General features: G+C 60.4%; 15 protein-coding genes and 1 pseudogene. 9 read left to right on the forward strand and 7 right to left on the reverse strand.

Features of this window, described 5'->3' with window-relative positions; genetic code table 11:
• Positions 1-78: 78 nt before the first annotated feature.
• Positions 79-1,182, forward strand: coding sequence for an amidohydrolase family protein (locus AC3WJR_RS19210; protein ID WP_492727121.1), 1,104 nt, complete (start codon positions 79-81; stop codon positions 1,180-1,182).
• A 261-nt stretch (positions 1,183-1,443) separates the two neighbouring features.
• Here the strand turns inward: AC3WJR_RS19210 and AC3WJR_RS19215 are convergent, their stop codons facing one another.
• Complete coding sequence (locus AC3WJR_RS19215) at positions 1,444-3,297, reverse strand: putative bifunctional diguanylate cyclase/phosphodiesterase (protein ID WP_492727122.1); 1,854 nt, start codon at positions 3,295-3,297, stop codon at positions 1,444-1,446.
• Positions 3,297-4,178, reverse strand: a complete 882-nt coding sequence (locus tag AC3WJR_RS19220) for a metal-dependent hydrolase (RefSeq protein WP_492727124.1) — start codon at positions 4,176-4,178, stop codon at positions 3,297-3,299. Before AC3WJR_RS19220 ends, AC3WJR_RS19215 begins: the two co-directional genes overlap by 1 nt.
• Positions 4,179-4,315: 137 nt before the next feature.
• On the opposite strand from AC3WJR_RS19220, the gene AC3WJR_RS19225 reads away from it, so the two are divergent.
• Entirely contained in the window at positions 4,316-4,657 is a 342-nt protein-coding gene (locus AC3WJR_RS19225; protein WP_492727126.1) for a hypothetical protein, read from the forward strand.
• Positions 4,658-5,588: 931 nt separating this feature from the next.
• Here the strand turns inward: AC3WJR_RS19225 and agaR are convergent.
• Together agaR and AC3WJR_RS19235 are read right to left on the reverse strand one after the other, a co-directional pair.
• A complete protein-coding gene (gene agaR, locus AC3WJR_RS19230) occupies positions 5,589-6,362 on the reverse strand; it encodes a transcriptional repressor AgaR (protein ID WP_492727128.1) in 774 nt (257 codons plus the stop codon).
• Positions 6,363-6,459: 97 nt separating this feature from the next.
• Complete coding sequence (locus AC3WJR_RS19235; protein WP_492727130.1) at positions 6,460-8,250, reverse strand: NPCBM/NEW2 domain-containing protein; 1,791 nt, start codon at positions 8,248-8,250, stop codon at positions 6,460-6,462.
• A gap of 382 nt (positions 8,251-8,632) precedes the next feature.
• Between AC3WJR_RS19235 and AC3WJR_RS19240 the strand changes: the two genes are divergently transcribed.
• Positions 8,633-11,551, forward strand: a complete 2,919-nt coding sequence (locus tag AC3WJR_RS19240) for a TonB-dependent receptor (protein ID WP_492727132.1) — start codon at positions 8,633-8,635, stop codon at positions 11,549-11,551.
• A gap of 159 nt (positions 11,552-11,710) precedes the next feature.
• On the opposite strand, the gene AC3WJR_RS19245 is transcribed toward AC3WJR_RS19240, so the two are convergent.
• Positions 11,711-12,754, reverse strand: coding sequence for an alpha/beta hydrolase (locus tag AC3WJR_RS19245; protein ID WP_492727133.1), 1,044 nt, complete (start codon positions 12,752-12,754; stop codon positions 11,711-11,713).
• A 184-nt stretch (positions 12,755-12,938) separates the two neighbouring features.
• On the opposite strand from AC3WJR_RS19245, the gene AC3WJR_RS19250 reads away from it, so the two are divergent.
• Positions 12,939-13,877 carry a VOC family protein gene (locus tag AC3WJR_RS19250; RefSeq protein WP_492727134.1) on the forward strand — a complete coding sequence of 313 codons (939 nt, stop codon included), beginning with the start codon at positions 12,939-12,941 and terminating at the stop codon, positions 13,875-13,877.
• 14 nt (positions 13,878-13,891) lie between these two features.
• Positions 13,892-14,728 (forward strand): hypothetical protein, encoded by an 837-nt coding sequence (locus AC3WJR_RS19255; RefSeq protein ID WP_492727135.1) that lies wholly within the window; start codon positions 13,892-13,894, stop codon positions 14,726-14,728.
• 331 nt (positions 14,729-15,059) lie between these two features.
• Here the strand turns inward: AC3WJR_RS19255 and AC3WJR_RS19260 are convergent.
• A pseudogene (locus AC3WJR_RS19260) lies at positions 15,060-16,418 on the reverse strand (carboxylesterase/lipase family protein); the annotation flags it as partial.
• Positions 16,419-16,731: 313 nt separating this feature from the next.
• Between AC3WJR_RS19260 and AC3WJR_RS19265 the strand changes: the two are divergent.
• From AC3WJR_RS19265 to AC3WJR_RS19275, 3 genes are read left to right on the forward strand one after another with little or no spacing between them, the layout of a single operon-like run.
• Positions 16,732-17,250, forward strand: a complete 519-nt coding sequence (locus AC3WJR_RS19265; RefSeq protein WP_354283866.1) for a 2Fe-2S iron-sulfur cluster-binding protein — start codon at positions 16,732-16,734, stop codon at positions 17,248-17,250.
• On the forward strand, positions 17,247-18,236 hold the full coding sequence (locus tag AC3WJR_RS19270) for an FAD binding domain-containing protein (RefSeq protein ID WP_492727137.1): 990 nt from the start codon (positions 17,247-17,249) through the stop codon (positions 18,234-18,236). Before AC3WJR_RS19265 ends, AC3WJR_RS19270 begins: the two co-directional genes overlap by 4 nt.
• Positions 18,233-20,575 carry a xanthine dehydrogenase family protein molybdopterin-binding subunit gene (locus AC3WJR_RS19275; protein ID WP_492727138.1) on the forward strand — a complete coding sequence of 781 codons (2,343 nt, stop codon included), beginning with the start codon at positions 18,233-18,235 and terminating at the stop codon, positions 20,573-20,575. The genes AC3WJR_RS19270 and AC3WJR_RS19275 overlap by 4 nt, the downstream gene beginning before the upstream one ends.
• A 215-nt stretch (positions 20,576-20,790) precedes the next feature.
• Here the strand turns inward: AC3WJR_RS19275 and AC3WJR_RS19280 are convergent, their stop codons facing one another.
• Complete coding sequence (locus AC3WJR_RS19280; protein WP_492727139.1) at positions 20,791-21,726, reverse strand: alpha/beta hydrolase; 936 nt, start codon at positions 21,724-21,726, stop codon at positions 20,791-20,793.
• Between the two features lie 316 nt (positions 21,727-22,042).
• On the opposite strand from AC3WJR_RS19280, the gene AC3WJR_RS19285 reads away from it, so the two are divergent.
• Entirely contained in the window at positions 22,043-22,348 is a 306-nt protein-coding gene (locus AC3WJR_RS19285; RefSeq protein ID WP_492727141.1) for a hypothetical protein, read from the forward strand.
• Positions 22,349-22,429: the final 81 nt, after the last annotated feature.

A 22,429-nucleotide genomic window follows, 5' to 3' on the forward strand; every position in this document is an offset into this window, starting at 1 on the left:
ATGTGCCCGATCGTTATCGCTTGCGCAAACCAAAACGCAACATAGTATCGTTTCGTTACGTTTCATTTGGAGAAGTTGATGCGCGCGTTAACAGCATTCCTCACGGCAACCGCAGCGCTTGCGCTGGTCGGCGCCGCTCCGCCGCCGACCTATACCGAGGCCGATTTCGCACGCGTCCCCAAGCTCGATGCGCACGTCCACGCCAATCGCGACAGCACCGACTTTGCCGCGATAGCACGCAACGACGGGTTCGAACTGCTGTCGATCAACGTCGATTACCCGGATTTTCCGCCGCTCGCGCAGCAAGCCGCGATTGCTTACAAGATGCATGCTGCCGACCCGAAACATTTTCATTTCGCCACCACTTTCTCGATGGACGGGTTTGGCACTCCGGGCTGGACTACAAGCGCGCAACGCGCGGTGGACGCCGGTTTCGCCCATGGCGCGGTGGCGGTTAAGGTATGGAAGAATATCGGTATGATCGCGAAGGATGCCGCCGGGAAACGCGTATTTCTCGACGACCCGCGGTTCGACCCGATCATGGCGCATATTCAGGCGCGTGGCGTCCCGTTAATCGCCCATCAGGCCGAGCCAAAAAATTGTTGGCTTCCACTGGACCAGATGACGACCGAGAATGACCGCACCTACTTCCGCGAGCATCCGGAATATTACATGTATACCCATCCCGAGGAGCCGAGCTACGAGCAGTTGATGGCGGTGCGCGACCGGTTCGTGGCGCGCCATCCCAAGCTTGCCTTTGATGGTGCGCATATGGCCAGCCTCGAATGGAGCGTGGACGAACTTGCGCGCTTCCTTGACCGTTACCCCAATGCTGTGGTCGATCTCGCCGCGCGAATGAGCCAAGTGCAGGTTCAGTCCAACGCAAACCACGCCAAGGTCCGTGCGTTCTTCGTGAAATATCAGGATCGTCTGCTGTACGGTACGGATCTGACAGACAGTCCAGCAGATCCCAAGGCCCGTGCCCAGAACCCGCCGACCACCGGCAATTTCAAGAAAGAGGCGGACGATGCGTGGCGCTCCGACTGGCGCTATCTTGCCACGCCCTTGTCCCAGCCAATCGCTGCGATCAAGGCGGATGCGCCTGGACTAGCTTTGCCGCGTGGCGTGATTGACAAGATCTACTATGTCAACGCCCGGCGGTTTTTTCACCTTAAGGGGTAGAGCGACACCTCCCCCCGTTCGGGAGAACTATGTTCGCCCGAACGGGGAAACCCCCGCACGAACTCTGCGATTTAGAGCCCAAAAATTAGGCTTACAAGATTGGGCCTTATCAGCACCCTATCTGAACACTCATCACCTCATGCCTGGTTTGGTTTTGATGGTGGGCCGTTTGTCCGCTTACGGGCAAACAGATACGGATATTGAAATTGGTGTTGACTGTGTCGAGGGTGGTAAAACGGTTCCGTTGTCCAACCGTTTAGTTTAAGCGGCGAGCGACCTGCCACTCGCGCGGAATAGAACGGCAAAGTCCTCTTCAGTCATCGGTTTTGCGAACAAATAGCCTTGCAGTTCATCGCAGCCCGCTTCCACGAGAAAATCTCGCTGAGCTGCGGTTTCGACGCCCTCTGCAGTAATTTGCAAGCCCATCGAATGGCCAAGCTGTATAACTGCCGAGATGATTGCGGCGGATTCGATGCTGCGGCCAAGCCCCGCCACAAAGGACTGATCGATCTTCACACGATCAACAGCCACGTTGTGGAGATGGCGCAGAGATGAGTAGCCGGTGCCGAAGTCATCAAGCGCCACCCGCAGGCCGGCCGCACGCAACGCATCCAGCGCACCGAGCGCATAGCTGGATGATTCGAAAAGGGTCGTCTCGGTCACTTCCAGCTCGAGCAGGCTGGGATCGAGGTTGGCCTCTTCAATGCGCCGGAGTAAACGGGTGGCGAAGTCGTCGTCTCTTAACTGTGCTGGTGATAGGTTGATCGCGACCGAAAGTGGCTGCCAGCGCTTGGCAAATTCAATCGCCTCCTGAATGACCCACTCACCAAGCTCCACGATCAGCCCCGCCTCTTCGGCAATAGGCACAAACAGGGCAGGGGAAACCGGACGGCTGTCCATCCGCCAACGCAACAAGGCCTCTACGCCAGTGATACCGCCGCTACGATCCACCTTGGGCTGGTAAGCCAAGCTGAAGCTATCAGCGGACGTAAGTGTTTTGCGTAGCGCGGCCTCGATCTCGGCTCGGTTCCGGACTTCCAGTTCCAGGTCGTCGCTGAACACCCTGTAACCTGCCCGCCCGGCTGCCTTCATGGTGTAAAGTGCGATGTCCGCCCGCCGCATTATATCCTCAGCGCTAGCTTGGCCGGCCTCTGCCCACGCGACGCCAATGCTGACGCCAACATGCGCTTGGCCGTTGGCAAGCGAGAACGGAACTTTGACAACGTTCAGGATCGCTTGGCAGAGCGTTTCAGCATCGGAAACTGTGAACTCTTCGGCCTCAATCAAGGCGGCAAACTCGTCGCCGCCAAGCCTGGCTACGGTGACGCCGGGGGGACTGACCTCTAGTAGTCGCCCGCTAAACTGACGCAGGAGGGCATCGCCTGCTTGATGGCCGAGCGTATCGTTGACGAGTTTGAAGCGATCAAGATCCATGTAGAGGACACAAAAAGGCGTTCCTACTGAGGCAGCGGCCCCGATCACGTGGTCAAAGCGGTGCCGATTTGGTAGACCTGTCAGCTCATCAGTGATGGCGGTACGGGCGATGGCGGCGTTCTGCTCCGCTAACGATCGGACACGTTGATAGGCGGCGAGTGAGGCACTGATAGTGAATCCCACACAAAGCAGCAAGCCGACCTCGAACAGGAGCCTTTCGGTGCCAAAAAGTATCGGATGAATAAGCGGGACGGCGATCATAGTGCCGACCATAACGCTATTACCTAAGAGTATGGCTAGGTAGGATTGGTAAACAAACCGCTGCGTGTAGAGAAGTTGACCGACCCACAGTGCGATAGCAATCGTACAACTTTGCGGGTCCGGGAGATACCAAAACAGTACGCCTAATGTCGCCCACGCCGGCATGGTTACCGCACCGGAGGCGATGTAATGAATCATCTGCCAAGTAGTCAGCATCTGTGTCGTTGCCGGACGCGTGCAAAACCACGTCCAGGCTTCGCAAACCAGAACCGCAAAAAGCCATAATCCCGCTTTGGTTGGTCCAATGCTGGAAATGCTTAGCGAAGCAAGGACTGCAGCAACTGGCGGCCGGTAGAGGCCAGCAATATGCTGAAGCTGCGCGACATCGGTGATATCATCTGAAGGTAGCAACGACCGCATCAGTACGCGATACTGACTACGGATCGACTCTCCTTGGCTCGTACCTCGAGTTCTTCAGCAACCTGGTAAACTAAGGCGCGGTCATCAATATCCCATGGCTGGAAGCCGGGGCGAAACCAGGCAAGATACGCTGGTGCCATGCTGGTGAGGACACCGTTAACGCCGAAGAAGTAGCGTATCGTGTTCAACCACGTCGCAAGACGCGGCAACCGATCCTGCACGAACAGGTCGTCCATGTTGCGAGCGACAACCGATACAAGGACCCGGGTCGCGTCCATCATCACCCGGCATCGAAAGGCGTAACGTCGTATACTCGACCAGTGGCGGGTTGCGGCCACAAAGGTGTCGAACGCCACGGCCTTGTGTTCAATCTCTTCCATCGCATGCCATCGCCATAAGGCACAAACGTGATCAGGGGCGGACGCAAGACGACATTCTTGTGTCAGCACCTCGTGTGCGAACAAAGCCGTGAAATGCTCGAGCGCCATGGTAAGGCCGAGTTGCCAAAGAGCGCTTTTGGATCGGAACGGTCTCAAAATTCCGCGGGTCCGCTCGGTCATCGCCGTAGTGGAATAGCCCGTGTCCCCAACCAGCTTGTTAAACGCAAGGTGCTCTCGAGTATGAAATGCTTCCTGAACAACGAAGGCCCTAATGTCCTCTGCGAGCTTTCCCTGAACCTTGCTGCTGAAGCGACGAACACTGTCGATAAAGAACTTTTCACCCAACGGGAAGGTGGCCGATAGCGCGCTTAGAAAGGCACTCGGGACGGGTTCGCTGCCCATGTACCAACGCTGGGCAACCGCCTTCTCACAGAACCGCAGATCGCGGGCTGGAATGTTCCTGATCGCCGACGAGGGCTTGTTGCTTCCTAAGGCTTTCATTTGCCACGACAGTTAGTTCAGTGCGGTGAGCAAAGTGTTAAGCTGCCAGGTGATTTTAGCCGACGCGATTGGCTGAGACATTCGCGCGAAAGCGGCGCAGCGTAATGAGGCGGTGATCGACCTCAAGGATCTACTAAATGTTTGATCCGGGCCTTCGTCGTGGGTTGGCAGCAGCAGAGGCAAGTTCCCGAAAAGACAAGCACCTCTGCGACACGACCGTAGCTCAGCCTGCTGTCCGAATGCCAATCACGTTCCGCTTCGCATGGTTTGACGTTTATGATTCGGAACGTGCAGGGGCAAAGCGCGCCCGCCCGATGGCGCTGACAGCTGGCAGGTTTGCCCGCTTTTTCGAAACCGTTCCCGGCTACTTTCTTTCAAAATTGCCTCTCGGAGATGGGGAAACGGGAAAGGCCGTGTTGAACGAACGGCCGCTTTCGGTAGCTCGGATCGTTCTCACGAGCGCCCGTGTGTGGGCGTAAGTGGAATGGCTGGATTGGGAGGATAAAATACGAGCAAGTTAGGGCGTGGTTCTGACGAAAGCTGCCATGTCAGAACCAGCATCCCCAAGGTGGGCAGCGATGCGGCAAGCTGCCGCACCCTATCGTGGCGTCAGCTTTGACCTTAGTCTATGCGCTAAGGCAGATCGTCACTACACCAACCGCTGCAAGCAGCGGAATTTGAGGAGAACGTGATGCTTCTTGGGCTTTGTCTGCGGCGGCCGGAGCTGCCAACGTCACCTCTGGCATAGCGAGCCCGCCGCAATGCGTGCGCTCAGGCATCTACGTCCTGGACCGTGAACGGAGCGACGACGTCCAGCAAGCAATCACGCGCGCTGTTGCCGGCCTTCCCAACACTGACTACTTCTCCCGCAGGCTGCGGAAGGCAAACACTCCTGGAGATGAAATCAGAATTTCGAATTCACCAAGTCGGTTCTCAGTCAAGTACGAAACTAGACCGCAGATTCTTCTCTTAAAACTGGAGAGCCGACGCAGTGGAAGCTCAACGACGGGCAGGTCTTCGATGTATTGGCAAAAGCGAGCAGTAAAGTGGTCTTGCTAACGTTCCATGCCTTCGACAACGAACGGACTACAGTGTATCGAATCGTTGGGCCCCAGTTTTTAGAAGACACTACGATCATCAGTCCACGGCTCTCCGCACCGATTCGGTATCGGCTCATGTATAACCAGGCGACCTGCTAGGATCTACGAGACGGAGTCTCCTTCGCAAAAACCTTTGGGCGGGCGTACGTTCGGAGACACTGAGACTGCTTCAAAGGATCTTCCCAGCGCCTGCTTTGAGCGCACGACAATGGTAAACGAACGGCAAAAAGTGGACGTTTCCGGACGGTCCTTTTTTTGGACCGCCCGGACCGGCGATAACCACCAATGCACATATCTGCGGCTAGACGAATCAAGCTTCGTGTATTCTGAATCCCAGCCGTTGCGCCGCAGAAGCGATCTCGCTCGGCACCGCGTTGTCCGTGACGAGATGATGGATGTTTTCCACAGTGACGATCCGATGCAGACAAACCCGCCCGAATTTGGAGACATCGGTGACCGCAATCACCGCGCGCGCTGCCTCCACCATCTTCCGGTTGAGCATCGCTTCCGGTTCGTAGTGCGTCGTGATACCACACTCGATATCGAACCCGTCGACCCCGAGAAACAGTTTGTCGACACGCAGGTTCTCCAGCGCCGCCACGGTCTGCGCACCGTAGAACGCGCGGTTCTTGCGACGCAACATCCCCCCCAGCATCACGATGTTGAGGCGTTCCTTGGCGGCCAGCACCGATAGGATATCAAGATCGTTTGTGAGGACGGTGATGTCCTCGTCATCGGGCAGGAAGCGCGCGATCTGCAACGTCGTCGTTCCTGAATCGAGCACGATCGACTCGCCCGGGGAGACCATTGCCGCGGCCAGCTTGCCGATCCGCACCTTCTCGTCGGCATGGCTCGAGCGCTTTACTTCGACCGGTGGTTCGGCCGTTACGTTAACTGCTTCCGCGCTGATCCCGCCGCCATAAGAGCGTTCCATGACACCGCGTGTTGCAAGAAAGCGAAGGTCCTTGCGGATCGTCTGCATCGAGACTCCGAAACTCTCGGCGAGTGGCGCTACCTGAACACTTCCGCGTTCGCGTACGAGCGTACTGATCCTCTGCCGTCGCTCGCTGGTGTCCCGGATCATCGCGTCTTTTCCCTTGCCGATTTCGATGGCGGTATCAGTGCCGTGTGATGGCTTCAATCGAACTTATGTTTCGTTATGTCTCCACCACTACGCCTGCCTATCGCAGGAAACGCGCGTTGCCCCATGCGATCATCGGCGGACGCGCCGCTCCACTGTGCGCAAGTGCTACCAACTCCACGATTTTAGCGGAGGTCACGTCCATATCGATCGAGATGGCGGCCTGCGCCGGCTCCGCAACAACCTCTCGCACAAGCTTGCGATCGGCATAGACGCGAAAGCGTACGGGTTGCTGCCCGCTCAGCACTGCAGGCGCGAACGCGAAACGACGGAACGCGCGGTCGGCACGAATTTCGAGCCGCGAATTGGCAAACGCGCCGATGCCCCGCTGTGCTTCGTTTCCATTCGCGCGGATCGGCAACCCGTCCGGGGTGGCACCAATTCGCACCGGAAACTGTCCCATCGGCAAAGCCGTTGCCTGCGTCAGTCCGTCGACGGCGACATTTACGCGTGCGGGCATTTCGTCGAGCCATGCCGCGGCGGGATCGCTGGGCTTTCCGGTTACTCTAAGCAAGACAGCGCCATGTGCGGGCAAGTCAACGCTAATCTTGTCGGAGACCGCAGCACGATCTCTCTTGGTCCAAATGTCACGCACAGTCGCGGCCGTCCCAGGCTTAAGCCCGAGCTGAGCCCAGGAGACGCTTGCAACGATTGGCACCGCACTGCGATTGAAGAACGCAACCGCCCGCGCACCCTGACCAGTCAAGGTCCGTACAACAACCATAGCCGCCCCGTTACGATACGGGACACCCTGATTGCCCGCCGGATCCTGGTCGATCGCGATCGCCTCGGGATTGCCGACAATATCGAGCAGCGCGGTAGGTGACTTCCGCAAATCATAGCCGAGCAACAGTGGCGATGCCATGATCGTCCACATCGTGAAGTGAGCCCGTGCCTCGGTCAAATGCGCTGCATCGAAATCGCCATGCCCGATCGCGAGCATGTCAGGGTCGTTCCAGTGGCCGGGCCCGGCATAGAGTGCGCCGTCGATCACACTGTCGATATTGCCCAGCATGCTTTGCCACGTGAACTCGATATCCGGACTTGTACGCCACAAGTTGCCCCGCGCCTTGCCCCACAGTGGCGAGAGCGCTTCGCCCCACGCGCAGATTGACATTGTGGCATCCTCGCCACCCCATTTGTGCACCGCGTCCCCCAGTACGGCATAAAGGTGCTCGACTTCGCGGGGATCAGACGCGGGAATGTTGCCGCGTACGATCAGCGGTGCAGCGACCTGGTAAAGCCCTGCTTTCACCGGTGCTACATCAGGCGTGTAATCAGCAACACCGCACGCGTCGATCTTGATGTAGTCAAAATTCCAGTCGGCAAAGATCGTCCGGATGTCCTGCACGGCATGGCCGTAACTACCTACCTGCCGCTCGTCCACGGTACCAACAGGTAGGTTCGGACTTTCGGCATCCCATCGCTGCGCGCACGTATTGCGTCCGATGTCTGTGTAAAGCCCTACCTTGAGCCCAAGGGCGTGGATATAATCGGTAAACGGTTTGAACGTGCCGGTCACGCTACCTTGCGCCGCAGCGGACGGGAACATGCTGTCACGAATTCGGATTCGCCCGTCGGGCAGACGCTTGAGTGCCCAACCGTCGTCGACATTGACAAAGCGATAGCCACGTCCTGCCAGTCCGTTGTCAACCATAGCCTTTGCCACTTCACGGACCTTGGTTTCGTCTACGTCCGTGCGGAACGCGTTCCACGGGTTCCAACCCATTGGCGGCGTCTGCGCAGCCGTCGTGCGGTAAACCGAGAATTGCCCTGACGGGGCAAGGGACGCGTCTTGCGCACGTGCCGAAAGCGGAAGGCCGGCAACCATGAGGACGCTAAAAGAAACGACCAACGACCGCGCAGATTTTCGCAGAACGATTGACGGCGTTGGCATTGATGTAACTCCCCAGAACATGGCGCCAGTGCGGCACTCACGACCTAGGCTATCAGAATAATTGGCCCGTGCAACCTAACGAAGCAAAACGAAACAGACGATGTTCTTCAGCGCAGGATGCACGGCAACGCATCGTTTAGGAGGTGTAGCGCCTCTTCCGAAGCCCTTACGCCAATAGTATAACAAATTTGTCACACTGTGCGGTTTCGTTTTAAAGCGTTTGACATTTAAAACGCTCGCACGCTAGCAAAGCGCAACAAAGTGCTCGCACAGTCCGAGATGACTGGCAGGCAGGCTCGAGATGAGGGGACTTAGCATGGTCGATCGTAAACACTGGCGGAAGCTCGTAGGCGCGAGTGTCAGCATCACCGCGCTAGTCGCCGGATCGCAGGCTTTCGCACAAAGCTCGCAACCAGGTCCGGCCAATGAGCCCCAGACTGAGCAAAACGGACCAGTCGCCGGAGCACCGACCGACCAAACGAACCTAGGTTCTACCATTCAGTCCGGCCCCGGTACCGGTGGCGATGCCACCACCGCGACAGACAGTACGACCGGCGCCGACATCGTAGTGCGAGGCGTACGAGGCAGCTTGCTGCGCTCGATCGATACCAAGCGCAACGCATCCACCATCGTTGACGCGATATCCGCGGAAGAACTAGGCAAGTTCCCCAACCGCAACGTGGCGGAAGCACTCTCCAATATTCCAGGCGTGACGGTCGGGCGCGACGGGCGCGGTGAAGGCCGCAGCGTCACGGTCCGTGGTCTCGGCGAAAACTTCGCCCTGACGACGCTTAACGGGCGCGTTCTGCCTACCGACGGCCCCGACCGGTCGTTTGCGTTCGACGTGCTGCCCTCCGAAGTTATCTCGGGCGCGGAGATCCAGAAAGCGGCACAAGCCTCACAGCTCGAAGGTAGCGTCGGTGGCAATATCGACTTGCGCACGGCACGCCCGTTCGACCACCGAGGTTTTCATGCGGCGGGGTCGTTGGAAGGGCAGTATAACCAGTTTGCGGAAAAGGGCGGCATCAAGGCGTCGGGCGTAGTCAGCACGACCTTCGCGAACGACACGATGGGCATCCTGCTGTCGGGTACATACAACAAGTACAAGTTCCGTACCGACAATCTCGGCGAATACTCCAGCAACGACGTTTATGATCTGGTGACGGCGCCAAATGGTCAGCGCAGCGTCGTCAATGCGCCGAACGGCGGCGGCGTCATTGTCCCGTACTTCTACAGCGTCGGCTATGTCCGGGGGGACCGGCAACGCTGGGGCGGATCGACCGCCTATCAGTGGAAGCCTTCTGACAAGTTCGAGCTTCGCGTCGATGGCATTTACAGCAACTATACCGATAACCAACAGAACCAGCGCGTTTCGGTCGGACTGACGCCATTCGCTAGCGATGGCAGCGTACGCTGGGATCTCAACAACGTGAAGGTCGACAGCAACAAGGTCGTCACTAACTACACCGTCAATCCGGCAACGATCGACGTGCTGGCGACCGATGAACCGCGCAACTCGATCACGTATCAGGTTGGCGGGCACATCGACTGGCGACCGCTCGACCGGCTCAAGGTTGCAGCCGACCTTGCCTACGGCAAGGCCACCAACAATACGGGCGGGCAAAACCGGTTCGTTGTGGCCGGCATTCCCGGATCCAGCGCACAGGTCGCGACGCGCGATGGCGGCATTCCCGACCTGACTCTGATCATCCCGAACGCTGATGGCACACTGACTAACCGATCGATCGACCAGGCTGGAAATGACGACCTGCGTGTTCACTATATCGGCATCCAGGGCCAGAACATCTCGGATCGCAGCACGAGTGCCAAGCTCGACTTGCTGTACGACGTGGACAACGGCCTAATGCGTTCGATCGCCTTTGGCGGTGCTTACAGCGATCGCAAAAAGACGGTCGACGTGATCGACAACCAGTACACCACCGCCAACAATTTTGGTGGTTATCCCTTCTCGTTCTCGGCAATCGGCGCGAACGTGGTACAGGCTCCTCAGTACAACAACATCCTGCCTAACCTGTCGGGCAACTTCCCGCGCGCGATTCCGACGTTCGACATCGACACCTATTTGTCGTCTCTGTCGAAGGCGGAGAACAACCCCAACGTCATCAACCCGCGCACGGGTGAGATCTACCCCACCGGCTATGCAACGCAGCAAGTCGTACCCGATCAGCTGGCGTCGTACGCGATCAGCGAGCGCACCTTTAACGCTTACACGCAGATCAACGTCGGCGGCGACCGATGGAAAGGCGACTTTGGCCTGCGCTATGTGAATACCACGGTGGACTCGCTGGGTTATGGTGCCAGCGTTCGCAGCTATCAGGTCATCGGCGTCGGGACGGCCAATGTCGTCTTTAACCCGATCGCGCCGATCACCGGCGGCGGCAGCTACCAACGCTTGTTGCCTTCCGCAAACTTCTCCTACGACATCGCCAAGGGCTTCCGAGTACGCCTGGCGGCATCGCAGGCGATCTCGCGGCCGACCTTCGGCGAGCTGTCCTCCGCCAAAGACTATTCCGCGGCGCAGTCCAATACGCCGGTCGTCACCGATGCAGGCAACCCGAACTTGCAACCGGTCTCGGCTGATCAAGCAGATATCTCGTTCGAATATTATCCCAACCGGCGCATCGCGCTGACGCTGGCCGGGTTCTACAAACACCTGACCAACTTCGTGACGACGCAAGCTGTGGCATTTAACCTGGTACCAACCAATCAGGTTGCGGGGGCGCCAGCCAGCTTCCCCTTCACCGAGCTGACCTATGTCAACGGCGACAGTGCGACGGTTTACGGCATCGAGGCAGGCGCTCAGTACTTCTTCGAAAACGGCTTGGGCTTCCAGACCAATGCGACCTACAACCGCTCCCGTGCAAAGCGTGAAGGGTTGCCGACTACAGGACTTCAGGACGCGGTGCCGTTCTCGGCGAACGCTAAGGTCTTCTACGAGAAGCACGGCATCAACGCGTCGCTGTCATACCAGTATCAATCGAGCTTCACATCGTCGCAATATAGCTACATCAACACGCTTTCGATCAAACAGCGCCCGTATCATGAGCTGGCCAGCAGCATATCTTATGACATTATGCCGCAACTGACGGTGTATGTTCAGGGATCTAACTTGCTGGATTCGGCGACACAGCGATACTCGACGTATAACAACGTACCGGCATTTTACGAATATACTGGCCGTGCCTTCTTCTTCGGTGTGCGCGCGCGGATATAAGCAAGTGAATCTGGATGGGCCGCATTTTGCCCGTCCATTCAAGTTGCATCCTGTTGTGCCTTAGTTAGAATATATCCCTTTCCGATCATATTCTGACTAAGGCCAGCGACTGCGTCGACCCGAAAGCGGTCGCTCTCATGGCATAAACAGCGGTTCAAATTACATATCCGTACGCGAACGCCCTTCCCCCCGACTCGGACCTTTCCCGTAATCGCGCCATAGCCATTCGAGAGCGCCTGGGAGTGTCTCGGCGATGACGTTGCCATCAACGTGAGCGGCATTCTCCGCAACGACATAACGATAGTCATACCCCTTGGCCCGCAACGCGGCTGCCATGCGATCGTTTGCCATGGGCCAGTTGTGATAGGTCGATTCGGGATCCTGCCAGTGCAGATCCTTGGTGCCCACCTCCATCCACATTCGGATTGGCTTGCGCGGGACGCCCGGAATGAGACGGGCGTGAAAGTCCCAGGCGCCGCGTGGCGTCAACGGATCGACCGGCGATGCCTGGTTCACGAAGGTGCCCGAATAGGACAGCACCTTGCCGTACCATTCGGGGTGGAACCAAGCCATGGCAAACGCCGCCGACGCGCCGGAGCTGCCGCCCATAGCCGCACGCAACGCCGGATTGTGGGTGAAACGTACGTTATACAGGGCAGTGACCTGTGGCAGCACTTCGCGCTCGACGAACTCGGCATAACGGCCCGAGACCGTGTCATATTCCAGACCGCGCTCGGACCCCTGGGCATCACCGCCGCCCGATTGGATCATCACCGCAACGATCGGCGGCACGCGGTGCGCAGCGATCAGGCTGTCGAGTGCGGCAGCGACGCGCACGGCATAATCACGCCCGTCTTGCACCACCAGCAGGGATGCCTCGGTGCCGTGACGATAGCCCGCCGGAATGTAGACAAAGACCTCTCGTCGATAGGGCGCCGCTTCGGACTGCCCTCCCGCTGGCGCCGCGATGCGGTTGCCGTAAGCGTCGCGCCGCTGAGTAACGGCGTTGTCGAGCTGCCGGATGCCGGGGTAGATGCGGCTGTCGCGCGAACGCATGATGAAGCTGTGCACCGTGCCGTGCGGCATAGCGCGCTGCGCCGCCATTTCGGGCGCGTCGATATAGGGTGGCGCGATGCGAACGGTGTCCGGCGGGCTCGCGGCCGCGACGAGTAAGACTGACAGAGGCAGGGCCGTGATGCGCATTGGGGTTCCCCTTCATTCAGCGGGTGCCGGACTATGGCTTGCCCCATCAGCGACGAGACGCCAAGCGTCCTGACGGGCGGCGCAGCAAGCGAGGCGGCGCAGCCTTTCGATCCTCGCCAAACGCGCGTGACCGATCTACACCCATCGATGATAGCGCAAACAGCGCACGGGAGGGGTGAAGCGGATGAAAAGGCTAACCAACGCTCGGAGGAGTGCCGTGCTGGCGGCGCTCGCAACAACGGCGCCGGTCGCGGCACAGGGCCCCGCCCGCCCGCCGCTGGCCAGCGTGTCGCACATTGCGGTCTACGCGCAGGATCCGGCAAAAAGCGAACGTTTCTACGTCCATGATTTGGGTGCGGTGAAGCTTCCCGACCCCGAACAGCCGTCGGGCGCGCGCTATTATTTCGCGCCGTCCCAGTTCGTCGAGGTGTTGCCGCGGCCCCCCGGTACGCCTTCGATCAACCGCCTCGCGCACGTCGCATTCAACACCGCCAACGCCGAAGCGATGCGGACATATCTGGCGGCGCAAGGCGTCACCGTGCCCGCGACGCTCAGCACGGCCGCCGACGGCAGCCGCTGGTTTTCGATGACCGACCCCGAGGGAACGGTGGTGCAATTCATGCAACCGCCCGCCCGGCTGCCCGCGATACCGGTCAACCCGCTTTCCAGCCACGTTATGCATTTCGGCTTCATCGTGCACGATCGCGTCAAGGAGGATCGCTTCTACAAGGCAGTTCTCGGGCTGCGACCCTATTGGGAAGGCGGGATGCAGGACGATCATCCTACCTGGATCTCGCTGCAATTGCCCGACGGGCGCGACTGGATCGAATATATGGTCGTCGGGACGCCCGACACCACAGGCATTCCGCCCGCAATGTCGGCGGCCAACCTTGGCGTGCTCAATCATTTCGCGCTCGGCATACCCGACGCGCGCGCGGCTTACACGTTGCTGTGGAACGGCGACCGCCTGCAGGGGCAGGACCAGACGCCCAAGATCGGACGCGATGCCAAATGGCAACTCAACCTGCTCGACCCCGACGGGACACGCGCCGAACTGATGGAGTTCCACGCGATCGGCAAACCCTGCTGCTCCCCCTTCCGCGCGCCCGATCCACAGCGATAAGCGGAGGAAGGATCATGCACAAATCGATCCCGTGGATCGCCGCCGCAACGGTGACAATCCTTGCCTCGGCCCTGTCCGCGCAGGTGTCGCCGGAGGTTCCGGGAACCTCCGCCAAGAACAGCCCGCCCGGCGCACCCCTCGCACCGGACTGGGCCTATCCGCAGTCGACGCAGCATAACCAGGTGGGACCGCCACCCGGCTTCCACCGCGATACCCGCGTCGAGAACACCCCGATCGGCGTGTTCGAAGGCCAGGCCGATGTCGGGGGTGCGCTCGTGCCCGGCACGGCGTCGCTGGAGGGCGACACCTACACGATCCACTCGGCGGGGTATAACGTCTGGTACACCCGCGACGAGTTCCGCTTCCTGTTCAAGCGGATGCGCGGCGATGTCTCGCTCGCGGCCGATCTGGCCTATCCCGACGGCGGCTTCGGCGACCACAAGGCGCTGCTGATCATCCGCCAATCGCTCGACGACGATGCCAAGGAAGCACTGGTAGCGCTGCATGGCGACGGCATGATCCACCTGGCGCAGCGTCCCGCTCCGGGGCGACGGATCAGCGACAGGGAATATCGGATCGGCAGTCGCGGTGGCCTGCCCGGCGGCAAGTCGCCCGACAGTCTGGTCACACTCAATGCGAAGCGCATCGGCATCGAGAAGAAAGGCGACCAGTTCACGCTGTGGGTGAGCGAGCAAGGCGAGCCGATGCATCAGTTCGGCGCGCCGATCACGCTCAAGCTGACCGCCCCATTCTATGTTGGGATCGGCTTCACCTCGCACCTGCCCGGCGTGGTCGAGACCGCCACCGTATCGAAGCTCGTGCTCGAGAACCGTGCCGGTCGAGTGCGCTGAAACGATCGGGCGGTGCGTCTGATTCACTGCACCGCCGCGCATGATGTTGCAATCGTTTGGCCAATGGGAAGTACGAAAGGCCCGCACCACTGGAAATTCCGCTTCAAAATGCCGGCCAGTTACGATGGCCCAAGAACTACCCGACTCAGCTTGGCGCTCGTTTGTCGCTTTGAGTACTGCTGCGAAGAATGGCATCGATCGCCCGCAATCTCTGCAACCGGTTTGGCGGTTTGTTCGTCAGTCCGCTGCGGCGCAACCAAAGCGCCGTCGTCACTTCGGTGTAAGGCGCCCATCGCGGCAGACCGACGCCGTTCGGATTGCCAGTTCGCATGAAGTTGATCCAGTAACGCTGCATCTCGTCGCTCAGCGCATTGTCAGCGGCTGACCATCGTCGCTCCGGGTCGTCGTTTCCCCATACGAACCCGAGTTCATCGGAATGCACCGCCCCGCTTGTACGCGACCCATTCGCTCCCGGTGGCGGGTTGTCGAACTGGTACAGGAATACGGGAGGACCCTCCCCGTCCTTTCGCGCCTCCGCAATGCTCCAGCTTCGCCACCCGAACCCGACATCGCTCATCAGATCCTGTGCGGCATGCGTGGCAGCGGCTTCGGTGGCGGCAGGGTACAGGTGCAACAGCTCACTGGCGACCGGGCCATAGCTCTCGTGGGCGGAGGCGGTGTAGCCGGCGAGTGTCGCATGATCGATGAAGCGGGCTGCTTCGTTGCTATTCCAGCCAAGAAGGAGAGGAAAGCCCGGCTCCCCTTTGCGACGGTAGGCAGCCGTGATGTCGATGGGAACGATCGTCCCATCCTGTATGGGGCTGGTAATCGAACGCGGTGCGCCGGGCGCGATAAGGGCTGAGGTTGGGAGAGCACGGAGCTCGTCAAGCGACCTCGCGCCGAGTTTTTCCCCGAACGCCGCACCAGTCTCTTCCGCTCGTTCGAGACTATCGCCCGCTCTAGTTCGGGGCAGGTCGAGCGCCGCACCGCTTTCGAAGATCGCTTTCTGGAACAGTCGGCGCGCCATTGGTGATACCGTGACCAGCATCGCCGAACCTCCCCCTGCCGACTGTCCGGCAACGGTCACGTTGGCCGGATTACCGCCGAACCGCGCAATGTTTGCGTGAACCCACCGCAATGCCGCGATTTGATCCAGCAACCCGTAGTTGCCGGACGAGCCTAGCGGCGATTCCTTACTCAGTGCCGGATGAGCAAGGTAGCCGAGCACGCCCAGCCGGTAGTTAACGGTAACAATCACGGCGCCGCGACGGGCGAGTTTGCTGCCTTCATACGTGCCCTGAGAGCCTGCGCCCGCCGTGTAGCCGCCGCCATGAAACCACACGAGCACAGGTAGGCGCGCGCCACCTCCCGTGCGTGGAGTCCAGACGTTGAGCGTCAAACAGTCTTCGCTGGTACGATCGAGGTCGTGTCCGGCCCACGTGACCGGAGCCTGCGGGCAGACTGGTCCAAAAGACGAGGCCTCTCGGACGTCCGGCCATCGTGGTGCCGGCACTGGCGGCCGCCAACGAAGCTTGCGGACCGGGGGCGCAGCGTATGGGATTCCCTTGAACGTTAAGACACCCTTGTTTGTGGTTCCGGATACTCTGCCCTGTGCGATCGTCACGACGGGGCTGGCCCAACCCGGCGTGGCCATAAGCGCGAGCAGAAGCGATAACAGGCGCGTCTTCATAGATCTACTTTCCGTTCAAATACCCGCTATCCTTGGTAAATTATGGCATGTTGCTCGGCATGCCGACTAGCTGTCGGTGCTCAAAATTCAGGTCTTCACCTACCATTCTGGTTGGCAGAACCCAAAGCAGCCGTTTGCCAACAGTTTTCAGCTACTCAACTTCTGCCATTCGTTCACGCGGCGACGACGAGCGCTGCATAGGCGTGACGATCCTGACGTTAAACGGCTCGCCACTTCGACGCGGAAAAAGACATCAGCACGACACATAAATTGGTATAAGTCGGCATTGTGCGGTGCGCCGAAGGAGATCGTTATGTCGTTCATCGTCAACAGAAACGCCGTCACGGGACCGGCGGACCCTCGTGTATCGCTGCTGGATCACCTCCGGGAAACGCTTCATCTTACTGGCACGAAAAAGGGCTGTAACCAAGGTGCGTGCGGGGCGTGTACGGTGCTGGTCGATGGCGAGCGAATCCTGTCCTGCCTCGCGTTGGCGGTCCAGTATGACGGCCGTCAGATCACGACGATTGAGGGCCTGGGCGAGGCTGGGACGCTTCACCCGTTGCAGACTGCCTTCATCGAATATGACGGCTTCCAATGCGGATATTGCACGCCGGGGCAAATCTGCTCGGCTATCGGCATGGCGGCGGAGGCGCGCCGCGGCGTTCCTAGCAACGTCAGCGCCAACCTATCCGACAACGTGACGCTGACCCGCGAGGAGGTTCAGGAACGGATGAGCGGCAACCTGTGCCGTTGCGGTGCACATAACGGCATCATCGATGCGATCCAGGCGACAATCACGTCGGAACGCGTCACGGAAGTAACAGCATGACCCCCTTCAGCTACACGCGCGCCGAAGATGTGTCGGATGCGGTGCGACTGGGCGCAGGCGATGCGACGGCCTTTCTCGGCGGCGGCACCAACCTCGTCGACCTTATGCGCGAGACCGTGGCGCGGCCGGACCGGCTGGTGGACGTGACTGGCCTGTCCAACGCGATCGCCGAGACTGCCGACGGCGGCCTGCTGATCGGCGCGGCCGTCCGCAATACCGCGCTGGCCGAGCACCAGGCGGTGCGGACACGCTATCCGGTGCTATCGCGTGCGGTCCTGGCAGGCGCTTCGGGACAGATCCGCAATATGGCGACGGTGGGCGGCAACCTGTTGCAACGTACGCGGTGCACCTATTTTTACGATACGGACGGGTCACGATGCAACAAGCGCACGCCCGGCACGGGATGCGACGCTCGCGAGGGATTTAACCGCATCCATGCGATCCTGGGCGCTTCTGACGCCTGCGTTGCAACGCATCCATCTGACATGTGCGTTGCGCTGACGATGCTGGAGGCGACCGTGCATATCGAGGGACGTGATGGCGCACGGACGCTCGCCTTTGGCGACCTCCACCGATTGCCCGGCGACCGACCCGATCTCGACACGGTGCTGGCACCGGGCGAGCTCATCACGGCGATCACGCTGCCGCCGCTCGGCTTCGCGGCCCGCTCGACCTATCGCAAGGTGCGCGATCGGGCGAGCTATGCTTTCGCGCTCATCTCCGTCGCCGCGGCGGTGGAGATGGACGGCGACCGGATCGGCGATGTTCGGATCGCGTTCGGCGGTGTCGCGCATAAGCCGTGGCGCGCGACTAAGGCGGAGGCCGTACTGCGCGGCGCATCGCCCACCGAAGCCACATTCCGCGCCGCTGCGGCCGCAGAGTTCGCCGACGCGCTTCCGCTTCGCGACAATGCGTTCAAGCCGGAACTGGCGACGCGGACCCTGGCTGCGGTGTTGACCGACTTGGCGAAGGGAGAAGTGGCATGAGCATCGTCGAGACCGCAAAGCAGGCGGTGCAGGGCCTGATGCAAGGGGCCATGGAGAAGCTCGTGCCGCTGGCACCCGACAGCTGGATGCCCGGCGGCCGTCCTGACCCTTTAATCGCGCACAAGCATGGCCTGATCGGCACACCCGTATCCCGGCTCGACGGCGCGCTGAAAGTCAAGGGCGAGGCGACCTTCTCGGGGGAATTCCGCTTCGACAACATGACGTATGCGGCACTCGCTTATGCGACGATCCCGCGCGGGCGCATCACGGCGGTCGACAGCGCGGCCGCGGAAGGTTCGCCGGGGGTGGTACTGGTAATGACCCACAGCAACGCCCCGCGGATGAACAAGCCGGGCGTGTTCGGCTCGTCGCCGACCGCGGTAGGGCCTGCCGACCTGCCGATCCTGCAGGATGACCGCATCCACTGGAACGGCCAGCCAATCGCCTGCGTCCTCGCCGAGACGCAGGATCAGGCGGATCACGCCGCGTCCCTTCTCCGCTTCACCTATGACGAGGAGCCATCGACGACCAGCCTCGACGGCGCGAAGGCCAACGGCATCGAACAGGGCCTGTTCATGGGCCAGCCGCTGCTCAACGAGATCGGCGATGCCAAGGCGGCGCTTGCCGCCGCGCCGCATGTTGTTGATCAGGTCTATCGCACCCCACGCCACAACCACAATCCGATCGAACCGCATGCCGCGACGATCGCATGGATCAATGGCGAACTGGTGATCCACGACGCAAGCCAGATGGTCACCGCGCAGGCGCAGACGATCGGAGAGGTGTTCGATCTCGATCTTGCACAAGTCCGTCTTACCTCCCCCTATGTCGGCGGTGGATTCGGCAGCAAGGGCCTGTGGGATCACCAGATTATCGGTGCCGCCGCCGCCAAGCTGGCGCAGCGACCGGTGCGCATCACGCTATCGCGCGAGGGCGTGTACCGGATCGTCGGCGGACGATCCCTTACCGAGCAGCGTGTCGCGATCGGCGCGACCGCAGATGGTGACTTCGACGCGCTCATCCATACTGGCCTGTCCGTCATGACCCCACACAACAACATGCCCGAACCGTTCATCCTGGGGACGCGCGCGGCCTATGCCTGCCCCAACATTACCCTGCAGGTGGAAATCACCAGGATGAACATGCTGGCGAACACGTTTATGCGCGCGCCGGGAGAGGCGGTCGGTACTTTCGCACTGGAATGCGCAATCGACGAACTTGCCGTCGATCTCGGCATGGATCCGGTGGAGCTGCGTATCCGCAACGAGCCGGACAAGGACCCGACATCGGGTCTGGCCTTCTCCTCACGGCACATCGTCGAGGCGTGGCGGTCGGGCGCCGAGCAGTTCGGCTGGGCAGATCGCCCCGTCGTGGCAGGCGAGCGCCGCGATGGCGAGTGGCAGGTCGGCATGGGCTGTGCGACGGGCACCTATCCTTATTACCGCATGCCAGGTGCTCAGGCGCGCATCACACTCACCCGCGACGGTGACACGGTGCGCGCGAAGATCGAGGTTGCCGCCGCCGAGATGGGCATGGGGACGTCGACCACTACTGCCATCGTCGCGGCGGAGCGCCTGGCGCTGCCGATGGAGTGTATCGAAGTCGGTTACGGCGACGCATCGATCCCGGGCGCGATTATGGCAGGCGGGTCGCAGCAGACTGCAGCCATCGGCGCCGCCGTCATCGCCGCACAGAACGCGCTGGTCGCCGAACTCCTGAAGCTCGCCGGCAACGATTCTCCCCTAGCGGGGCTGTCGGCGGACGAGGTCGGTAGCGAGGACGGCGGGCTCGCCAAGCGTGACGATCCGACACGGCGGGAAAGTTACGCGTCGATCCTGACACGCGCCCAGCGCGACAGCGTCACCGTCACCGAGGCGGCGTCGCAGCCCCTCGAACTGATGCATTGGTCGATGCATTCGCACAGCGCGATCTTCTGCGAGGTGCGCGTCAACGCGATCACTGGCGAAACACGCGTCAGCCGCATCCTCGGATCGTTCGATTGCGGTCGAATCCTTAACCCCAAGACGGCGAAGAGCCAGTTTCGCGGCGGCATCATCATGGGGCTGGGCATGGCGCTGATGGAAGAGACCCAGTTCGATGAGCGCAATGGCCGGATCATGAACCCTAGCCTTGCCGAGTATCACATTCCCGTGCACCTTGATGTGCCGGAGATCGACGTTATGTGGTCCGATATCGCCGACCCTCACACGCCGATGGGTGCGCACGGTATCGGCGAGATCGGTATCACGGGCGTAGCGGCGGCCGTCGCCAATGCGGTCTACAACGCGACGGGTAAGCGCGTGCGCGATCTGCCAATTACGCTCGATAAGCTGATATAGGTTGGTTGGTTAGCGGGAACGTGCTGCTTTGACCCAAAGCCGGACATACATTTTGCCCTAAAGTCGGCCACTCAGAGGAGGTCTCCAGCTTCCCGACATCGGCCATTCGTCCATTCGGCGGCACAGCTGCTCAATGAAAACCCTGACGTTCGAACAAGCTGCACGATATGCCGCTCCGGTGTGGATATGCTCGCACTTGGTGACGTTTCAGGATCTCAGCCGAACGCTTGCGCCTGTGCCCAGACAGCGAACATTTCCTTCCAGCGCCGCGCTGGCTCCCCCGTCGGACCTGCAAGACCAAGGCCGTGCTGACCAGCCGCGAATAGGTGCGTCTCTACGTTCAAACCCGCAGCTTTAAGCGCAGAGCGCATCTCGACGGTGTTCTCGGCTGATACGGTCGTGTCGTCCTCTGCATGGGCCATGAAGAAGGGCGGCGTGGCCGCGGTGACGTTATGCGCGGGACTGTGCGCCCGCTGCGTTTCGACTGAAGGATTTGGCCCGAGAAGCATATCGCGCGAGCCTCCATGCGCTAACGGCAGGCTCATCGATTGGACCGCATAGATGGGTGCCGCAATCGCAGGGCGCGCGCTAAGCCTATCGGCGGCATCGACCGGGGCGTACACCTTTGCGTCGTAGCGGGTAGCGAGATCGCCGCAAACATGGCCGCCGGCAGAGAAGCCAAGCGCGCCAACCTTGTCCGGATTGACGCCATAGTTAGCCGCGCGCGACCGGATCAGCCGCATCGCACGCTGCGCATCGGCCAGCGGCACATCCGCCCGGTTCGCCCAGCCTTCGCCCGGGAGCCGATAGTATAAGACAAAAACTGTCCAGCCGCGCTCGCTAAGCCAGGGCCCAACCTGGTAGCCTTCGACGTCAATAACGATCACCGAATAGCCGCCGCCGGGCATCACCAGCAGCGCGGCGCCATTCGGCTTGGACGGACGAAACACCTTCATGCGCGGGCGAACAATGCCCTTTACCATACGGCCGTGATGCTGCTCATTCCCGGTCTCGATCACTTGCTCGACCGGATGGACGGCGGGTGCGCCGGGCGGTGTGCCAGGCCATAGATCGATCTCCTCGGCAGGATAAGCAGGCCAGGTGCCAGGTACGGCAGCACGCGCCGTAGAGCCTAGGAAACCGGTAGCCATACCGGCCAACAGTGTTTCGCGACGACTTAGCATGGACGCCTATCTCCCCCTTTGAACACGGTCATCACTGGCAGATTCGCTCGTGTCAAAGCTATTTGCTCCTACTTAGCAACCCGGCGTCGAGATGAACCGGCCTTTCCAGCTGGCGGACGGAAAGGGCCAAAAGCGGGCATCAGAAAGCACTCAGCCCATTCCCGGAAGTGAACCTTCGTTAACCTCCTCACCTATCGCACGTTTTCTCGAGTTCTGATTTGAATCGCTGCCCCATAAGCGCCGTACGTGCGTTTAACGCGTCTGGATTAAAGGAGATCTCGCGATGGCTACAATCAATGCTACCTTCGAGACGCGGCGCGAAGCCGAACTGGCAGTCGAGCACTTAGTGCAAGAGCATGGGATAGACCGCGACGACGTAGATGTTGGTGCAGAGGGCGACCAAAACAGCGCTGGGGTCGAGGCAAGCGGCTCGGATAACGAGACCGAACTTGAGGAGAGCACGGGAGATGAAGCTGCCCTGAACGGCCGCATCTCACTCTCTGTTACAGTTGACAGCGGGGAAACCGCTGAATCCGTGCATGGGGTCCTCGAGGAATATGGCGGACAGGAGGTTACGATCGAAGGATGATCGTTCTCGATAGGCACCTAGCGCAACTTCCTCGCCACCAAGTGCTGCTCTAAGAAGGTCTCGGAATCAGGCCTTAGAAGA

This window comes from Sphingomonas sp. FW306-05-A, from assembly GCF_058782275.1.